Source organism: Gemmatimonadota bacterium, assembly GCA_039715185.1.
Classification (GTDB): domain Bacteria; phylum Gemmatimonadota; class Gemmatimonadetes; order Longimicrobiales; family RSA9; genus DATHRK01.
In genome coordinates, this window is record JBDLIA010000024.1 from 24,160 (window position 1) to 40,569 (window position 16,410).

At 70.4% G+C, this 16,410-nt stretch carries 13 protein-coding genes and 1 pseudogene; 5 read left to right on the forward strand and 9 right to left on the reverse strand.

All coding sequences use genetic code 11. The annotated features are described in order from the left end of the window. The 8 genes and pseudogenes from thyX to ABFS34_06505 form a co-directional block, all read right to left on the reverse strand. Complete coding sequence (gene thyX, locus ABFS34_06470; protein ID MEN8375080.1) at nt 1–1,554, reverse strand: FAD-dependent thymidylate synthase; 1,554 nt, start codon at nt 1,552–1,554, stop codon at nt 1–3. Between the two features lie 177 nt (nt 1,555–1,731). After that, nucleotides 1,732–2,025: pseudogene (locus tag ABFS34_06475) on the reverse strand (FAD-dependent thymidylate synthase). A 138-nt stretch (nt 2,026–2,163) separates the two neighbouring features. Continuing rightward, complete coding sequence (locus tag ABFS34_06480) at nt 2,164–3,423, reverse strand: PDZ domain-containing protein (GenBank protein MEN8375081.1); 1,260 nt, start codon at nt 3,421–3,423, stop codon at nt 2,164–2,166. 45 nt (nt 3,424–3,468) lie between these two features. Next, complete coding sequence (locus ABFS34_06485) at nt 3,469–4,050, reverse strand: hypothetical protein (protein MEN8375082.1); 582 nt, start codon at nt 4,048–4,050, stop codon at nt 3,469–3,471. Then, nucleotides 4,034–4,633 carry a sigma-70 family RNA polymerase sigma factor gene (locus tag ABFS34_06490; GenBank protein MEN8375083.1) on the reverse strand — a complete coding sequence of 200 codons (600 nt, stop codon included), beginning with the start codon at nt 4,631–4,633 and terminating at the stop codon, nt 4,034–4,036. The genes ABFS34_06485 and ABFS34_06490 overlap by 17 nt, the downstream gene beginning before the upstream one ends. A gap of 70 nt (nt 4,634–4,703) precedes the next feature. Beyond that, complete coding sequence (locus ABFS34_06495) at nt 4,704–5,726, reverse strand: MBL fold metallo-hydrolase (GenBank protein ID MEN8375084.1); 1,023 nt, start codon at nt 5,724–5,726, stop codon at nt 4,704–4,706. 65 nt (nt 5,727–5,791) lie between these two features. Continuing rightward, on the reverse strand, nt 5,792–6,589 hold the full coding sequence (locus tag ABFS34_06500) for a LytTR family DNA-binding domain-containing protein (protein MEN8375085.1): 798 nt from the start codon (nt 6,587–6,589) through the stop codon (nt 5,792–5,794). Then, the gene (locus ABFS34_06505; GenBank protein ID MEN8375086.1) at nt 6,586–7,641 is read right to left on the reverse strand and encodes a histidine kinase; all 1,056 of its coding nucleotides are present in this window, start codon (nt 7,639–7,641) and stop codon (nt 6,586–6,588) included. Before ABFS34_06505 ends, ABFS34_06500 begins: the two co-directional genes overlap by 4 nt. A 157-nt stretch (nt 7,642–7,798) precedes the next feature. On the opposite strand from ABFS34_06505, the gene ABFS34_06510 reads away from it, so the two are divergent. The 4 genes from ABFS34_06510 to ABFS34_06525 all read left to right on the forward strand — a co-directional run bounded on the left by ABFS34_06510 (nt 7,799) and on the right by ABFS34_06525 (nt 15,561). Then, nucleotides 7,799–9,352 (forward strand): MBL fold metallo-hydrolase, encoded by a 1,554-nt coding sequence (locus ABFS34_06510; GenBank protein ID MEN8375087.1) that lies wholly within the window; start codon nt 7,799–7,801, stop codon nt 9,350–9,352. A gap of 92 nt (nt 9,353–9,444) precedes the next feature. Continuing rightward, nucleotides 9,445–12,333, forward strand: coding sequence for a M14 family metallopeptidase (locus ABFS34_06515; protein MEN8375088.1), 2,889 nt, complete (start codon nt 9,445–9,447; stop codon nt 12,331–12,333). Nucleotides 12,334–12,358: 25 nt separating this feature from the next. Continuing rightward, nucleotides 12,359–13,600, forward strand: a complete 1,242-nt coding sequence (locus ABFS34_06520; protein MEN8375089.1) for a serine hydrolase — start codon at nt 12,359–12,361, stop codon at nt 13,598–13,600. Further along, the gene (locus ABFS34_06525) at nt 13,597–15,561 is read left to right on the forward strand and encodes a thiamine pyrophosphate-dependent enzyme (GenBank protein MEN8375090.1); all 1,965 of its coding nucleotides are present in this window, start codon (nt 13,597–13,599) and stop codon (nt 15,559–15,561) included. The genes ABFS34_06520 and ABFS34_06525 overlap by 4 nt, the downstream gene beginning before the upstream one ends. Before the next feature lie 28 nt (nt 15,562–15,589). On the opposite strand, the gene ABFS34_06530 is transcribed toward ABFS34_06525, so the two are convergent. Further along, a complete protein-coding gene (locus tag ABFS34_06530) occupies nt 15,590–16,039 on the reverse strand; it encodes a hypothetical protein (GenBank protein ID MEN8375091.1) in 450 nt (149 codons plus the stop codon). 200 nt (nt 16,040–16,239) lie between these two features. On the opposite strand from ABFS34_06530, the gene ABFS34_06535 reads away from it, so the two are divergent. Continuing rightward, on the forward strand, nt 16,240–16,410 hold a 171-nt coding region (locus ABFS34_06535), incomplete at its 3' end, for a DNA gyrase subunit A (protein MEN8375092.1).

Genomic DNA, 16,410 nt, shown 5'->3' on the forward strand with positions numbered 1-16,410 from the left:
TCAGGAGGGGCGATCCACGGAGGGCACCGCGCGGCTCATCTCCTCCTCCACCGAGGCGGCGTCCCGCATGGAGGACATGTCCAGTTCGAAGTCGGGGCGGGCGGGCTCGACGAGCTTGGCGAGCAGCTCGCGGCGCTCGCGCGCCGACAGCCCCAACTCCTTGAGTTCGTCCACGGAGAGCGCGGCGCCGGACACCGCGCGCAAGCCGGTGTCCTCGTCCGCCTCGACGAGCCGCGCTATCGCGGCGCGCTCCATCCGACTGAGCGGCGCGGACGCCAGCCCGTAGTCGACCCAGGCCTCGTAGCTCAGGGGCGCCACGCGCTTGACCATCCCCGCAATCACGCCGGCGAAAGCCCGGATCTCGTATTGCGCGTGCGGATCCACCCTCAACGTCAGGAAGTGCAGCAGGTTGTGCAGGTTGATCTTCCAGTACCACTGGGTATAGGTCGACACGGGCAGGTCGATGCGGGCGATCTCCCGCGCCACGTCGTTCTCCACCAGCCAGCCGTAGGTGTCGCTCGCCTGGCGCCGGATCTCCTCCCAGCGTTGGATCGCCTCCTGTCGAAGCTCGGCCGACGCGGCGCCTTCCTGCCGGCCCTGCTTGTTGTCGGGGCTCTGTAGCGAGAAGTGCTCCGGTTCGGGAGTGTAGAACAGCAGCGGGAGCAGCGAATAGCGGGCGCTATACTCGTTGATGCTGTTGTGGGTGACGATCCCGTTCGCGACGAAGTTGTGGTGGGGGCCGGTCACCTCCAGGTCGAACGTCTCCTTCACTCCCACGAATTCGAATGAACGGATCCGGACCACGCGGGGCACCGTCAGGCGATTCCAGGCGATCCGTGGGCGCGGCTGATATTCCGCCTTCACCGGAGGACCGCCGAGCGCCTTCACGTGATCCAACTCCCGGCCGGCGATGTCGCGGTGACACGGGCCGCAGAGGGTCGTGAGATTCGACTCGTCGCGCGCCAGATCGACATCGGCCCAAACCGGAACGACGTGGTGGCAGTGCAGTTCCGGATGGTGCTGGCCACAGAGCTGGCACGTCCATCCGTGACGCCGGTGCACGGATGCGGCGCGCTGAGTGGTCCACCGGCCTATCGACTGCCGGCCATCCGCTGTGCCGCCCCGCCAGAAGTTGCCGCCGCCGCGACCGGGCTGCTGCAGCGCGTGCCGCGCAATCCACTTCCGGATTGTGTGATAGGAGCACGAGCACTGCTCCGCGAGACTGGCGATTGAGCGTTCGCGCTCGACGTACTCACGACGTAGCCACTCCGGGTCCCGGTACAACGCCGGCACCAACGTCTGCGTGCCGTTGACGTGAACCAGGTGCTCCCCGTCCGTCCACACCGCCTTGCCGCCATGCTCGTGCAGGCCGGTGGCTTCGCGAAGGGTCTTCCAGCCATCGGCGAACATGAAGCGATGGTCGGCCGTAGCCTCGATCGCTTTGCCGTCCTCGAGGAGCATGCGGAACACCGGCTTAGAGCCGTTTCGGAAGACGTCCGCAACCCTGGTGTGACCGAGCTTGCCGCTGGACTCGTTCAGATTCCGGGCCCGCATACCCCGCACCCGGCTACGCTTGAAGTACGGATCCCGCTGTTTGTCGGGCCGCGTTCGGTTCCTCGTCGGCTGGAACTTCGCCCACAGCTCCTCGAGCGTCAGCTTGTAGAGCTGATGGCCCCGCCTACCGATGCCACCCGGAAGATCGAACCAGACCTCGGTGTCTCCGGCGAGGCAGGCGGTCCGGTGCCGCACCCATTGGCGCGCCACGAACATCGGCATGGAGCAGTGGAACTTGAACTCCACCATCTCGCTGGGCGTGGTATGCAGGTGCCGCCGCAGGTAGCGGACCAGCCCCCGCGTCTGGCTGCGCGCGCGGGTGCCGTACCCGTAGCTGACCCGCGCGGCCTGCTCGACGCTGTCGTCCCCGCCCATGTAGTCGACGAGGGACACGAATCCGTGGTCCAGGACCGGGAAGTAGCCGCCCAGGATCTCCTCGGCGGCGGGGTTGGTCGGGCGGCGCGTGTCCATGAGGCGTCGAATAGACGCGCGCCGCCGGTACGTGGCAAGGAGCGAGCGCCGGCTCGCTCTAGTGTACCGTTGCAGAAGTCCCGTAGGCATTCGGCCCGCGCTGCGCCTCAGTGCACACGGGACTTCCGCGCCGGCACACTAGCTTCCCTTCTCCGTAAGCTTCAGGCGAATCCAGCTACCCGCGGACAGGATGATCAGTTCGCCTGTTTCCGCGTCGTAGGATGTGTTCGCGGGCGCGCCGCGTACCTCCACTCCCACATCGCCGATCACGCCCGTGTAGCGCAGCGGGGAGTCGGAGGTGGCCGTCGCGATCCCGGACGCGCTCCCGAGCGCGCTGTAGTAGGCCTCGGCCGCCTGGGCATAGCTGGCGCGCGCGGCCAGTTGGGCAGCGCTTTCCTGTGCCCGAACGTAGGCGTCCGCGGCGCGCGAGTACGCACGATGCGCCGCGCGCAGTGCTTCCGGACTCGGCCGAGGCGTTGGGGCGAGGCGGGCGGCGGAGTAGCTCTCGAGGGGAGCCGGGGGCGAGTCGGTGGGGGTGACCGATACGGTGCGACTCCGGCCGTCGCGTTCGAACGTTATGTCGATCGCCTTCCCGGGCTCGATGTTCGAAAAGCGCTCCCACCCCTCCGGGGCGGTGATCCTCGCACCGTCCACGGCGAGGATCCGGTCCTCCACGCGCAGTCCCGCCAACCAGGCCGGGCCGTCCCTTGAAACCATGCTGAGGACAGGCGGCTCGGAGAACTCCCAGGTCAGGCGGGGAGGTGCATCGTCGCCATCGCCGGGCGGCTCCACCATGCGCATCGCGCACCCGCCGCAGCGAAAGCTGACGCCCAGAAAGCCACGATCCTGTCCGAGCGCCGGCGGCACCGGGGCGATCGCCGCGACGCCCACGTTGGGCAGCCTTGGCACGGGCGGAAGGGGCGGAGCGCTGGGCGCCCGTCCGGACCTCGCCCGGGGCGGCGCCGGCGGAGCGGGAGGCGTCCGCAGGCACTCCTCGTCAGCGCGGATTCGTATGTCGCGCTCTTCGCCGTCCCGACGCACTCGAAGCTCGACCCATTCGCCGGCCTTCACCGACTCGAGGCGGCGCCACGCAGCCGACGTCGTGATCAGGCTGCCGTCGATCGACACCAGCACGTCGCCCCTGGCCAGTCGCCCGGCGGCCGGCCCCTGAAGGCGCACCCTGCCGACCGCGGGCTCGGTCCGGAACTCATACCAGACCCGTCCGTCGGCGTCGGTGCGGATGTTTCCCGAGCGAATGTGCCACGAAGCGATACCGAGTGACGGCACCTGGACGCAATCGCCTGCCCTGCCACGCGGCGCATCCTGGCCCGCGAGGTCGCTTCCGAGCGCGATCGAGAATGTCATGACGGTCAACGCCGCCGTCCGAATCGAGTTCATATCTGCTCCTCGCCGGCCCCGCGCCGGCCATCGGCGTTCATATGATCAAAACCAAACCGTCTGCGTCGCGGGGTCGCCCCCCCCGCTAGGGCCCACCGGACTCGCCGTTAGTAGCGACAGGACCTGGTGCGCCCTCTCGTTTTCCGGCGCGAGTCGGGTCAGCTCCACGGCGGCAGCCGTCAACGCCGCGAGTCCCGCGGCCTCGCCCTGGTCCAGCACCGGATCACCGACGCCCGTCTGCGTCCGGTCGGCGAGCGCGGCCAGCGCCTGCACGTAGGCCGAGCCCGCCCGCTGGACCAACTCCGCGGTCGCCTCCGAGTCCGCCTCGCGAAAGGCGATGATCGCGTCGGCGGTGGAGCGCGACCCGGTGAACTGGCCGGCCGCGAACCCGGCGACGAAGAGCGCGATGGAGGCGGCCGCCGCCAGCGGCACCAGGCCGCGCGATCGCCACCGCCAACCCGTCGCTTCGAGCGGCGCGACGGCGGCTCCGCGGCCGGTCCGGCCGGGCGCTACCTCGCCCAGCAGCCCCTCCGTGTACAGCGCCTCGACCACGCGCTCCTCCAGCTCGGGCGGCGGGGTCGCCGCCGGCAGGACCTGCTCCGGTCCCGACTCAGTGTCTCGCGACATCTTCTCTCTCCTCGGCCCCTACCGAGAGCAGCCGCCGCATCGCGCGGCGCGCTTGGTGGAGCTGACTCTTGGAGGTGCCCGGCGAAATGCCGAGCCTCTCCCCGATTTCCGCGTGGGTGTAGCCCTCCACGTCGTGCAGAAGGAGCACCGTCCGATAGCCCGCAGGCAGCTCTGCCAGCGCGCGCTCCAGATCGACCCGGGCGTGGGTCACCGGCCCGTCCGAGGCGGTAGCCCGCGCTCCTTCCGCCAGCGCGGCCTCGAATCCGCCGCCAACTGCTTCACGCTCCTGACGGCGCGCCCCGGAGCGCCGACGTTCGCGGGCGCAGTTGAGCACTATCGCGGTCAGCCAGGAGCCGAACGCCGCGCGCCATTCGAAGCGGTCCAGCGACCGCACGGCGCGCAGCCACGCGTCTTGCATCACGTCGTCCGCCACGTCGGTGGCGCCGTCGGCCGCCCGCAGCGCCATGGCGTACGCCCGCGGCGTGTGGCGCCGGTAGAGTGCGCGGAACGCGACCTCGTCCCCGTGTGTCAGGACTCGGTCCGCCAGCTCGCGATCGCTGAGGTCCATCGACGTGTGCCTCATTCGATCACTAGGTGATCCGAGGCGGGTGAATGGTTGTGCGGGGTGTTCAGCACGGCGGCCAACCCGCGTGTCACAACTCCAGTTCAGTCCCTTCGCGGGCGATCTCGAAGCCCGCCTGCCGAACGGCCGCGGCCTCGGGACTCGCGGAGTCGAGCGCGGGGTTCGAGTTGTTGAGGTGCGTGAAGATCACGCGAGTATGCCGTGCGGGGACCCTCAGCCTCTCGATGGAATCCGTGATCAGGGGGTGAGGAATGTCTTCGATGCTGCGACCCGGGACCTCGTCGGCCGAGTAGAACGTGCCGTCCAGCATGGCGGTGTCCACCTCCGCCACCACCTGAGCGATGTCCCGGTCCCAGCGGCTCCAGCGATCGATGTCGGGCAGGTAGAGCAGCGAGCCCCGGGGGCCCTCGAAGATCCACGCCACGGTGTCGCTGAATTCTTCCCGATGGGGAACCAGGATGCACCGGGCGGACAGCGAGTCGTCGACGCGGCGCACGCGTCCGGGCTCGAGCGGCTGCAGATCCAACCGACCTTCGTCGACGAGCAGGCTCCAGGGGGCGTTGGCCGCCAGGAAGTCGGCCATGCGCTGGGTGCAGTGTACCGGCGTCCGGGCGGTTGCGAGCGCCTCGCGTCCGAGGTGGGCCAGGCCCAGGTAGTGTCCCATGTGCGCGTGGGTCAGGAAGACGCCGTCGAAGGGCCGGCGCTCGCCGCCACGCGCCCGGAAGGCGGGCTCCCGATCCGCCAACAGGTCCATCTGCCGTGGCAGATCGGGGCTCGCGTCGACCAGGTAGAAGTTGGGGGACACGCCCGCTCCGCCCGGCCGGGTCACGACGCCCAGCGAAGCCACGAGGCGCGGCCGGTCGGCGTCGCGGGCCTTCTCGCACGCGGCCGAGTAGCAGCCCGCCTGCGGCATGCCGCCGTCCTGGGCGGAGCCGAGAACCAGCGCGTAGGCCCCGCCCACGATGCGCGCCGCGCGGACGGGCCGGCCGGCGCTCGCGGCGGCGGGTGACGCGCCCAGCGACAGCGCGCCGACGGAGGCGGATGCGATCGAGAGGAAGTCGCGGCGATCGATGGTCGGTCTGCGGTTGGTCATCGAATCACAATACGCGGTTGGCGGCGCCGGCCGTCCAGCGCCGCCGGCGGGGTCCGTATGTGACGTCAGATCGATCGGTCGCGCAACTCGCGGGAACGGTTGCGACTGGCCATGACCCGCTCGCCGCTGCTCAGGTGCACCTGGAGCCGCGATCCGTCCCACGGAACGAACGCCTCAACGTGGTCCAGGTTGACCACGTGGGACCGGTGCACGCGCACGAACCGGTCGGCGTCGAGCCGGGCCAGCAGGTCGCGCAGCCGCACGTGCACCAGGTGGCGGGCGCCCTCGGCGTGGATGAGCACGTAGTCGCCGCGCGCCTCCAGACGCTCGATCCGATCGACCGCCAGAGGGGTGATGCGGCCGCGCTCGCGCACGAACAGGCGGCGCAGCGGTTCGGCGCCGAGGGCGGCGCGCGAACGCTCTGCTCCGCCCGCCCCGGACTCGTCCGCCGCGCCGGAGCCCGCGGCCCGCTCGGAGCGCTCGCGCAGGAGGGCGCTGCGCGCGCGCTCCATCGCGGAGCCGAACCGTTCGGCCCCGAACGGTTTGAGGAGGTAGTCGAGCGCTTGCAGCTCGAACGCGGTCACCGCGTAGCGGTCGTAGGCGGTGGTGAACACCACGTGCGGGTCGTGACTGATCCTGTCGAGCACCTCCAGGCCGGTGGCGCCGGGCATGCGCACGTCCAGGAACACCAGATCGGGTCGCAGGTCGTCGATCGCGCGGACCGCGGCTGGCCCGTCCGCGGCCTCGTCGACCTCGGTGACCCAGTCCACGTCCTCCAACAGGGTCCGTAGCCGCGACCGAGCCAGCGGCTCGTCTTCCGCGATCAGCACCCGCGCGCGCAGCGGCGTCTCGGGGGCGCTCACGGATCCCCGTCCTCGAGTGGCACCCGCACCACCACCTCGCAGCCTTCGCCCGGCGCGGTGAGCACCGCCACGCGCGCGGCGCCCCCGTATCTCGCGCGCAGGCGCTGACGCAGCGCGCGCAGGCCGATGCCGGGAGCGGCCTCCACCGCGCCCGGGTCCGCGCCCGGACCGTCATCGCCGACGCGCAGGTTGAGCTGTCCAGCGGTCACGCCGGCGGTGATGCGCACCACGCCTCCCTCGGGGCGCGGGTCGATCGCGTGGCGCACGGCGTTCTCCACCAGCGGCTGCAGCGTGAACGGCGGCACGGACGCGGCGAGCGCCTTCTGTTGCAGGTCGCTCTCCACCCGTAGTCGGGCGCCGAAGCGCAGCCGCTCCAGCTCCAGGTAGTCGCGCGTGAAGGACCACTCGTCGGCGAGGGTCACCACGCCGCCCGCGTCGTCCAGCGAGTAACGCAGGAGCCCGCCGAGCCGCTCCACGGCCGTCTCCGCGCTGGCCGGGTCCTGGCGGATGAGGTGCGCCAGCGAATGCAGGCAGTTGAACAGGAAATGCGGGTTGAGTTGCGCGCGCAGCGCCTGCATGCGCGCCTCGACGGCCAACGCCTCCGCGCGCGCCGCCAGGGCCTCCTGCTCGCGCAGCCTGCGTCTATTCCGGAGCGCGTAGGACACGCCCGCGACGAGCCCGTACAGGATGAACCCCAGGAGGAACTGCCAGCCGAGGGCGTCCGCCGCCTGGATCGCGCCCCAGAAGGACGTGTCCATGCTCAGGGCTTCGATCGCGAACCCTACCAGGTTCCAGAGCGCCGAGTACGCGGCTGCCGCGGCCAGGTGCACTACGTAGAACCGCACCCGCATGTACGCGGGCCACGCGTAGCGTCCGGAGAACCACCAAACGCCGATCCCCAACAGCGCCGCGACGCCGAACTCGCTCACGGCGGACTCCACGGCGTCGGCGAAGGACGCGCGCTCCACGTAGGTCAGGATGAAAAGCGCCCAAAGCGCGGCGAAGGGCAGCCACGCCAGAGCCACGAGCAGGATCGTGCGAAGTCGTTTCACCCATTGAAGCTGTCCTCGATGCCGCCGCCGCGCCACGCCCCCAGGCGGCGGTTCGCCGAAGCCCAGCGACCACTCGCCGAGGCCCCGTTGTCGCACTCAGGCGCGCGGGCGGGTGTTGGAGGGAGGCATTTCACACATCCGCAGGGGAGTCGCACATATGAGGACGAAGCATTCTGCGCTCATCGCGCTGCTCGGGACCTTGGTTCTAGCCGTCGCCGCGTGCGGCGGCCCTCCGGGCGCCGACGCCGCGCAGCATTCCGACGGGGACGCGCTCGGCAGCTACCAGCGCGCCCGGGCGGCGCTCGGCCACGTGGTCGAGGCGCTGGGCGGCGAGGCCCGGCTGCGCGGCCTGACGTCGGTGGCCTACGCGACCGAAGGCACCATTTTCGGCCGCGGCCAGAGCGCGTCGCCCACCAGCGAGTACGAGGCGCAGCCTCACGAAGCGCGCTTCGTCTACGATGTGGCGGGGGACCGGACCTTCACCGAATGGGAGACCTGGTTCAGGGGCGGCCTGCACCAGCACTTCCGCAGGGTGTTCGACGCGGACAAGGGCTGGGCGCACGACCTGGCGCGAAACGGCCTGAAGCCGGTGTCCGCGCTCGACGTGAGCCTGCTGAAGGTCGTTCCCGCCTTCTACCCGGCGCGGCTCCAGCCGGCGCTGCTGGCGCGCGCCGCGCTCGGCTCGGCGTCGTCGCTGCGCTGGGCCGGAGAGGGCGATGGACCGCCGCGCATCGGATTCACGGACGCGGACGGGTTCGCCACCACGCTGGTCCTCGACCCCGCGACCTGGCTGCCGACGGCCGCGGAGCGAGTGGGTAGCGACCCCGTGCGCGGGGACGTTCAGAACGAGGTGCGTTACGGCGACTATCGCGCGGTGGATGGCCTCATGGCACCCCATACGGTGGAGGTCCTCGGAGCCGGTGAGGTGCTCGAGTCGTGGACCGTGTCGGAGGTCTCCTTCGACGCCGAATTGGACGGCGCCGCGTTCGACCCTCCCGCCGATCTCGAGCTGCACCAGCCCCTCCAGTGGTGGGTGCCACACCGGCTGGCCGACGGCGTATGGTGGCTGAGGATCTGGTCCAGTGGCAACGCCAGCTACAACATGCTGATCGTGGAATTCGACGACCACCTGGCGATCGTCGAGGCGGCGCTCTCCGACCTGCTCTATCCGGCGATCGCGCCCGTTCTGGCTTCGCTCGCCCCCGGGAAGCCGGTCCGCTGGGTGGTTCCGACGCACTATCACGCCGACCACACCAATGGCATTCGCGCCTACATCGCGAACGGCGCCACCGCGGTCGTCGCCCCCCAGATGGCCGACTACGTGCGCGCGCTCGCCCAGGCGCAGCACACGCTGCAGCCCAACCCGATCGCCGACGTGGACGTGGAGGAGCGCCTGAGGGTCTTCGAGAAGCGCAAGACGCTCACGGACGGCTCGAGGACGATGGAGCTGTACCAGGTGGGGCCGGGGCCGCACGTCGACGAGATGGTCATCGTCCACCTTCCCGAGGAGGGCATCCTGTTCACGAGCGACCTGTTCACCGTCCCGGACGTGGGCGACTACCGAGCGCCGTCTCCCACCCTGCGGGACTTCGCCCGTGTGCTAGGTGAGTTGGACCTGAACGTCACGACGATTGTGCCGGGCCACGGCCGCCCCGGGACGATGGACGACCTGCGCGATGCGCTGGCGGGCGCGGAGGCAGCCGTGGACTAGCGCCGGACGCCCACCCACCGGCGGCTGGCGACGCGAGGGACCGCGTGTAGGTTGCGGGGTTCGCCCGAGCGTTGACCAGCCACCGGTATCACATGTCGCCCCGCTTACTCCGCGGACTGCTTCCGCTCGTCCTCCTCGCCCCCGTCACCGTCGCGGCCCAGGACGCCGCGGCCGTGCCCACGCCGGTCGAGTTCTTCGGCCACGAGCTCGGGGCCGACTACCAACTCGTCGATTACGAGGGCCTGAGCCGGTACTGGGAGGCGCTCGCGGGCGCCTCGGAGCGTCTGGTCCTGGACACCATAGGCGCCACCCAGTTGGGGCGGCCACAGCTCATGGCCATAGTCACCGCCCCGGCCAACCACTTGCGCCTCAATGACATCCGCCAGATCGCCTCGAGCATGGCCTCCGGCCGGCATGTGGAAAACTCCACCGATGCGTCGAATCTGGCGCAACGGGGGCGCGCAGTGGTGTGGATCGACGGTGGACTACACGCGACCGAGACCCTCGGTGCTCAACAGTTAATTGAAACGGTATTCCAATTCGCTTCACGCACCGACGAGGAGACGATGCGGATCCTCGACGAGGTTGTGATCCTGTTCGTGCACGCGAACCCGGACGGCCACCAGCTCGTCGCCGACTGGTACATGCGGCGCGACGACGAGGAGGAGCGGTCGCTGTCCGACCTGCCGGTCCTGTACCAGCACTACGCCGGACACGACAACAATCGCGATTTCTACATGGCCAACCTGGCCGAAACGCGAAACATGAATCGGGTGATGTATCGGGAGTGGTACCCCCAGGTCGTCTACAACCACCACCAGAGGGGCCCGCGCGGGACCGTGATGTACGCGCCGCCGTTCCGGGGCCCGGCCAACTACCACCTGGATCCGATGGTGCTGCTGGGGATCGACCAGCTCGGATCCGCCATGCACCTGCGTTTTCTGGCCGAGCGCAAGCCGGGGACCGTGATGCGCTCGGCGGCGGGCTACTCCACCTGGTGGAACGGCGGGCTACGCACCGCGCCGTACTACCACAACATGATCGGCCTCCTCACCGAGACCATCGGCGAGCCCGGCCCCATCGACATCCCGTACGCGTGGAACCGCTACCTCCAGACCAACGACACGCCGCTGCCCATCGAGCCGCAGACGTGGCACATGCGGCAATCGGTCGACTACTCGGTGACCGCCAACTACGCGGTGCTGGACTACGCCGCGCGCAATCGCGAGCACCTGCTCTACAACATCTGGCGCATGGGCAGGAACGCGGTCGAGGCCGGCGCGACGGACACCTGGACCGCGTACCCGCACCGGTGGCAGGCGGCCAGGGCGGCCTCCTCCGGCGGCGACGACGAGGAGGCGAGCGACCGGGACACCTTCGACTCGTTCTTCCGGCACCCCGACCTGCGCGACCCCCGCGCCTACGTGATCCCCGCCGATCAGGGCGACTTCCTGACGGCGACCAGGTTCGTGAACGCGCTGATACGCACCGGCGTCGCGGTCCATCGGGCGACGGCGCCTTTCGAGCTGCCCGGGTCCTCCATCGGCGCGCCCGCGATCCCTCCGGGCGGAGCCATGCCGTGGGAGGAAGACGCCCCGGATCCGGTGGCCGACGCCGGTGACGACGGCGACGGCGCTCCCGGCGGCAACAACGGCCCCCAAGACGCACCAGTGGACGCAAGCTACCCGGCCGGCAGCTACGTGGTCTTCACCGGTCAGGCCTTTCGCGCGCAGGTGCTGGACATGTTCGAGCCGCAGGATCACCCCGACGACATCCCGTTCGAGGGGGCGCCCCCCGTCGCCCCGTACGACAACGCCGGCTGGACGCTGGCGTACCAGATGGGAGTGCGTTTCGACCGGGTCCTGGAGGGCCTCCCGGACGCGCTGCCTCTGGAGGAGCTGCCCGACGAGGTTCGTCCCGAGGGCGTCGCCGGGAGTTGTCCGTGCCTGCCATCTGGCGAGGTGCACGCCGAAGGGGGAAGGGCGGGCTGGCTGCTCGAGCGCTCGTCCAACGACGCCTTCGCGGCGGTCTACGACCTGCTGGCGGACGGCGTCCGGATTCGCGGCGTGACGTCCGGCGAGGACGGCTTCGCGGCGGGCGCCTTCTGGATCGACGCCTTCGACGGCGACGACGGGCGTCTGGGGGAGCTGGCCTCCGCGCTGGGCGTCTCGTTCGCGGGACTCGCGGCCGCGCCGGGCCCGCTTTCGGCCCCGCTCGAGCGACCGCGTATCGCCCTGCTCGATCGCTACGGCGGCTCGATGGAGTCCGGCTGGACTCGCTTTCTTCTGGACGAGTTCGGGATCGAGCACGACGTTCTGTTCGGCCCGGACGTCGATGGGGGAGCGCTGGATTCCGCGGACGTCCTGATCGTGCCGCCGGGGCTGATCCGCGAGGAGGATCCCGACGACGGCGATTTCGACCTGCCCGATCCCGACGACGTGCCCGAGGAGTACCACGACCGACTCGGGCCGATCAGCGTGGAAACGACGGTCACGCGCATCCTCGATTTCGTGCGCGCCGGCGGAACCGTCGTCGCCGTCGGCAGCTCGGCAGAGCGACTGGCGGAGCACGCGGCGCTGCCGCTGTCCAGCCACCTGGTTACGGTGGGCGATGACGGCCAGGAACGGAGCCTGCGCAGAAGCGAGTTCTACGTACCGGGCTCGGTCGTGTGGGTGCGCCTGGCCGCCGAGCACCCGCTCGCCCACGGTCTGCCCGAGCGCATAAGCGCGCTCTTCCGGCGCAGCCCGGTGTGGCGCGTCGGGCCCGAAGCGCGCGCCGCGGGCATACGCGAGGTGGGCTGGTTCGACACCGGCGCGCCGCTGCGCAGCGGCTGGGCGTGGCGGCAGCAAAGGCTGCGCGGCGGCGCCGCGATCCTGGACGCCCAGCTCGGAGACGGCCGCATGGTGCTGTTCGGCCCCGAGGTGACGTTCCGTGGACAGTCGCACCAGGCGTTCAGGATGCTGTTGGCGGCGTTGTACTGAGCCTTCATTCCCCTCGAGAGGCACCATGACAAGGATTCCGCCGCGGCCGTCGTTGGGCGTCGCGTTCGCGCTCGCCCTCACCGCCGGCCCCCTCGCCGCCCAGTACGTACCGGGTCCCGGCGACGACTGGGAGCGCAGGACGCCCGAGCAGCTGGGCCTGGACCCGGCGGGCGTGCAGGCCGCGGTCGATTACGCGCTGGCGCACGAGTCGCCGGTGCCCCGCGACCAGGAGCAGTCGCAGGCGGCGAGCTTCGGCCGCGAGCCGTTCGGCCACGGCGTCGGCCCGTTCAGGGTGCGCGGGGGGCCCGCCGGCGTGATCGTCAAGGACGGCTACATCGTGGCAGAGTGGGGCGACGTCTGGCGCGTCGACATGACCCACAGCGTCTCCAAGTCGTTCCTGTCGACCGTGGTCGGGCTGGCCTGGCAGGACGGCATGATCGCGCTGGACGAGCCCGTCCTGCGCTACATGGCGCCGGTGGACGTGCCCGCGGGAGACGGCGAGCCCGGCGTCGACCGCGTGGCCTTCGGTGAGCCGGACCCGGCGACCATGTTCGAGTCCGAGCACAACCGGCGCGTCACGTGGGACGACATGCTGCGGCAGTCTTCGGACTGGGAGGGGACGCTGTGGGGCAAGCCCGACTGGGCCGACCGCCCGGACCGGGACGCCTCCACCTGGCTGACCCGCGAGCGCGCCGAACCCGGCACCGTCTTCGAGTACAACGACACGCGCGTGAACGCGCTCGCGCTGGCGGCCACCAACGTGTGGCGTCGGGCGCTGCCGAAGGTGCTGAAGGAACGGGTGATGGACCCCATCGGCGCCTCCCCCGCGTGGCGCTGGCACGGCTACGAGAATTCCTGGATCACGCTGGACGGCGAGAAGGTCCAGGTCGTTAGCGGCGGCGGCCACTGGGGCGGCGGCATGTTCATCAGCGCGCGCGACCAGGCGCGTTTCGGGCTGTTCACGCTGCGTCGCGGCCGCTGGGGCGAGCGCCAACTGCTGGCCGAGGAGTGGTTCGACATGGCCGCCACCCCCGGTCCGGCGAACGCCTCCTACGGCTTCATGAACTACTTCCTGAATCGGCCCGGCGAGGAGGGCCAGCGCCGCTACCCGAGCGCCCCGGAGGCCTCCATCGCCCACCTGGGCAACGGCACGAATCTCGTCTACGTGGACCCCGACAACGACCTGGTCGTCGTGGCGCGCTGGATCCCGCCGCGGGACATCGACGGGCTGCTGGCGCTCGTGGTGGGGGCGATAGAGAGCCGATGAGCGCGTTGGTCGTGTGGGAAAAGGCTCTGGACCTGGACGAGCTTGCCGAGGGGCGAGTCAAGCCGGTCACGTGCCATCGCGCGACCGTGTGCATGACGCATTTCGAGGGGCAGTACGCCGCGCTCGACAACCGCTGTCCCCACCAGGGCGGCCCGTTGGGCGAAGGCTCGATCGAGAACGGTTGCCTGCGCTGTCCGTGGCACGGCTGGGACTTCGACCCCATCACCGGCATAGCCCCGGGCGGCTTCGACGACGGCGTGCCGACCTACCCGGTCGAGGTGCGCGACGACGGCGTGTACGTGGGCTTCGAGCGGGAGGACGAGCGCGTCCGGACCGTCTCGGATCTCATGGCCGAGACCATGGTCAACTGGGGCATCCGGCACGTCTGGGGCATGGTCGGGCACTCCAACCTGGGCCTCGCCGACGCCATCCGGATCCAGGAGGAGAAGGGCGCGCTGGCCTACTACGGCATCCGCCACGAGGGCGCCGCGTCGTTCGCGGCGTCCGCCTACGGCAAGCTCACGGGGCGCCCGGCGGCGTGCCTGGGCATCGCGGGTCCCGGAGCCACCAACCTGCTCACCGGGCTGTGGGACGCCAACGTGGACCGCTCGCCGGTGCTCGCGCTGACGGGCCAGGTGGACACGCAGGTGCTGGGGCCGGGCGCGTTCCAGGAGGTGGACCTGGTGGCGGCGTTCGGCAAGGTGGCGCAGTGGAGCCAGACGGTCCTGCACACGAGCAAGCACGCCGAGCTGGTCAACCTGGCCTGCAAGAGCGCCGTCCTGAACCGCGGCGTCAGCCACCTGATCTTCCCCGACGAGGTGCAGAACCTGGCCGAGCCGGAAGGAGACAAGCCGGGCGGGCCGGAGGGCAGGGTGGCGGAACGGACCATCGCGCCGCCGGCCGACGCGCTGGAGGCGGCCATCGCCATGCTGCGGACGGCGAAGCGGCCGGCGATCATCGTGGGGCACGGCGCGCGCTTCCGCATGGACGGCGTCGTCGCGCTGGCGGAGGCGCTGCGCTGCCCGGTGATCACGACGTTCAAGGGCAAGGGCCAGATCAGCGACCACCACCCGCTGGGTTGCGGCGTGCTGGGGCGGAGCGGCACCCCCATCGCGAGCTGGTTCATGAACGAGGCCGACGCGCTGCTGGTGCTGGGCGCGAGCTTCTCCAACCACACCGGCATCACGCCCAAGAAGCCCACCATCCAGGTCGACTACGACGCCATGATCCTGGGCAAGTTCCACGCTGTGGACGTGCCCGTCTGGGGCGAAATCGGTGTCACGGTGGCGGCCCTGCGCGCGGCCCTGGCGGATGGCGCCGGCTCGGTCGATCACACCGGCGAGGTGGCCGAGCGCTGGCGGATCTGGCGCGAGGAGAAGGAACGTCGCTCGCACGAACGTCGGGGCGGCGGGCTGGACTCGGCGTCGCTGTTCGCGGCGCTGACGCGGGTCGTGCCCGGCGACGCGATCATGCCTGTGGACGTGGGCAACAACACCTACTCGTTCGGGCGCTACTTCGAGTGCGACCGGCAGACCGTGCTGATGTCGGGCTACCTGGGGTCGATCGGCTTCGCGCTGCCCGCGGCGCTGGGCGCCTGGGCCGCCACGCAGGAGGCGGACACGCCGTTCGCCGGCCGCAAGGTCGTGTCGATCTCCGGCGACGGGGGCTTCGGCCAGTACATGGGCGAGCTCACCACCGCGGTGAAGTACGGCATGGACGTCACGCACGTCCTGCTGAACAACGCCGAGCTGGGCAAGATCTCCAAGGAGCAGCGCGCGGGGAACTGGGACGTCTGGCAGACGTCGCTGCACAACCCGAACTTCGCCGAGTACGCCGAGCTGTGCGGCGCCCTCGGTATGCGCGTCACGGAGACCGACCAGCTCGACACGGCGCTCGAGCGGGCGATCGCCCACGAGGGTACCGCCCTCGTGGAGGTGATGACCGACCCGCTGCTGGTCTAGGCGCCGCGCGAACCGCGACGCGGCCCCGCTAGGCCGACGCCTTGCGCCCGGCGAGACGCGCGCCGAACACCGCGCCGATCACGCCGATCACCGGGTTTAGCCAAGCGACCCAGCGGGGCTGGGCCACCGAGCCCATCGCCTCGAACATGCTCACGTCCTCGGGGCGCGGGCCGAGCGCGAGCCCTGCCTCGGGCAGCGCCGACAGGACGCCCAGAACCACGATCAGGGCGATGAGGATGTAGAGGGCGTTCTGATTCGGGGCCATCCTGGCGCACGACCACCCACCCGCCACGGCCGCGACGAGGCCGAGCACGATGGACGCCGCGATCCATGCTCCCGACACGTCCCAGCTGCCGGGCTCGAAGGCGCCGTCCGGCCCCAGGATCTGCCACACGATCGTAAACGCCACGAACACGACCACTACCATCACCAAGTAGCCGAATACCGCCGCCACGATGTTCTTCAGGGTTGGGTTCATCGTCGCCTCCTCCTGGTGGGTCCTACCGATCCTTCAAAGTTAGCCCCGCCGGCCCCGGCTACGCACACCCCGCTTGCCTCCACCGCTCCAATCTCCGAACAATAAGATAGCGGCCCGGCCTCCCCGGCCGAGTCGCGCCGCGCCGTAGCTACCCCCGCCCGAAGGCGACGAAGAGTGGAGGAGGATCGGGTCCGATGGTGATGCCCCAGAAAAGGGAACGTGTGGTCTCCCGCATGATCGAAGACGAGATGCGGGAGTCGTTCATCGACTACTCGATGAGCGTGATCGTGCAGCGGGCGCTGCCCGACGTGCGGGACGGGTTGAAGCCGGTGCACCGGCGCATCCTGTACGCGATGAGTGAGTTGGGACTG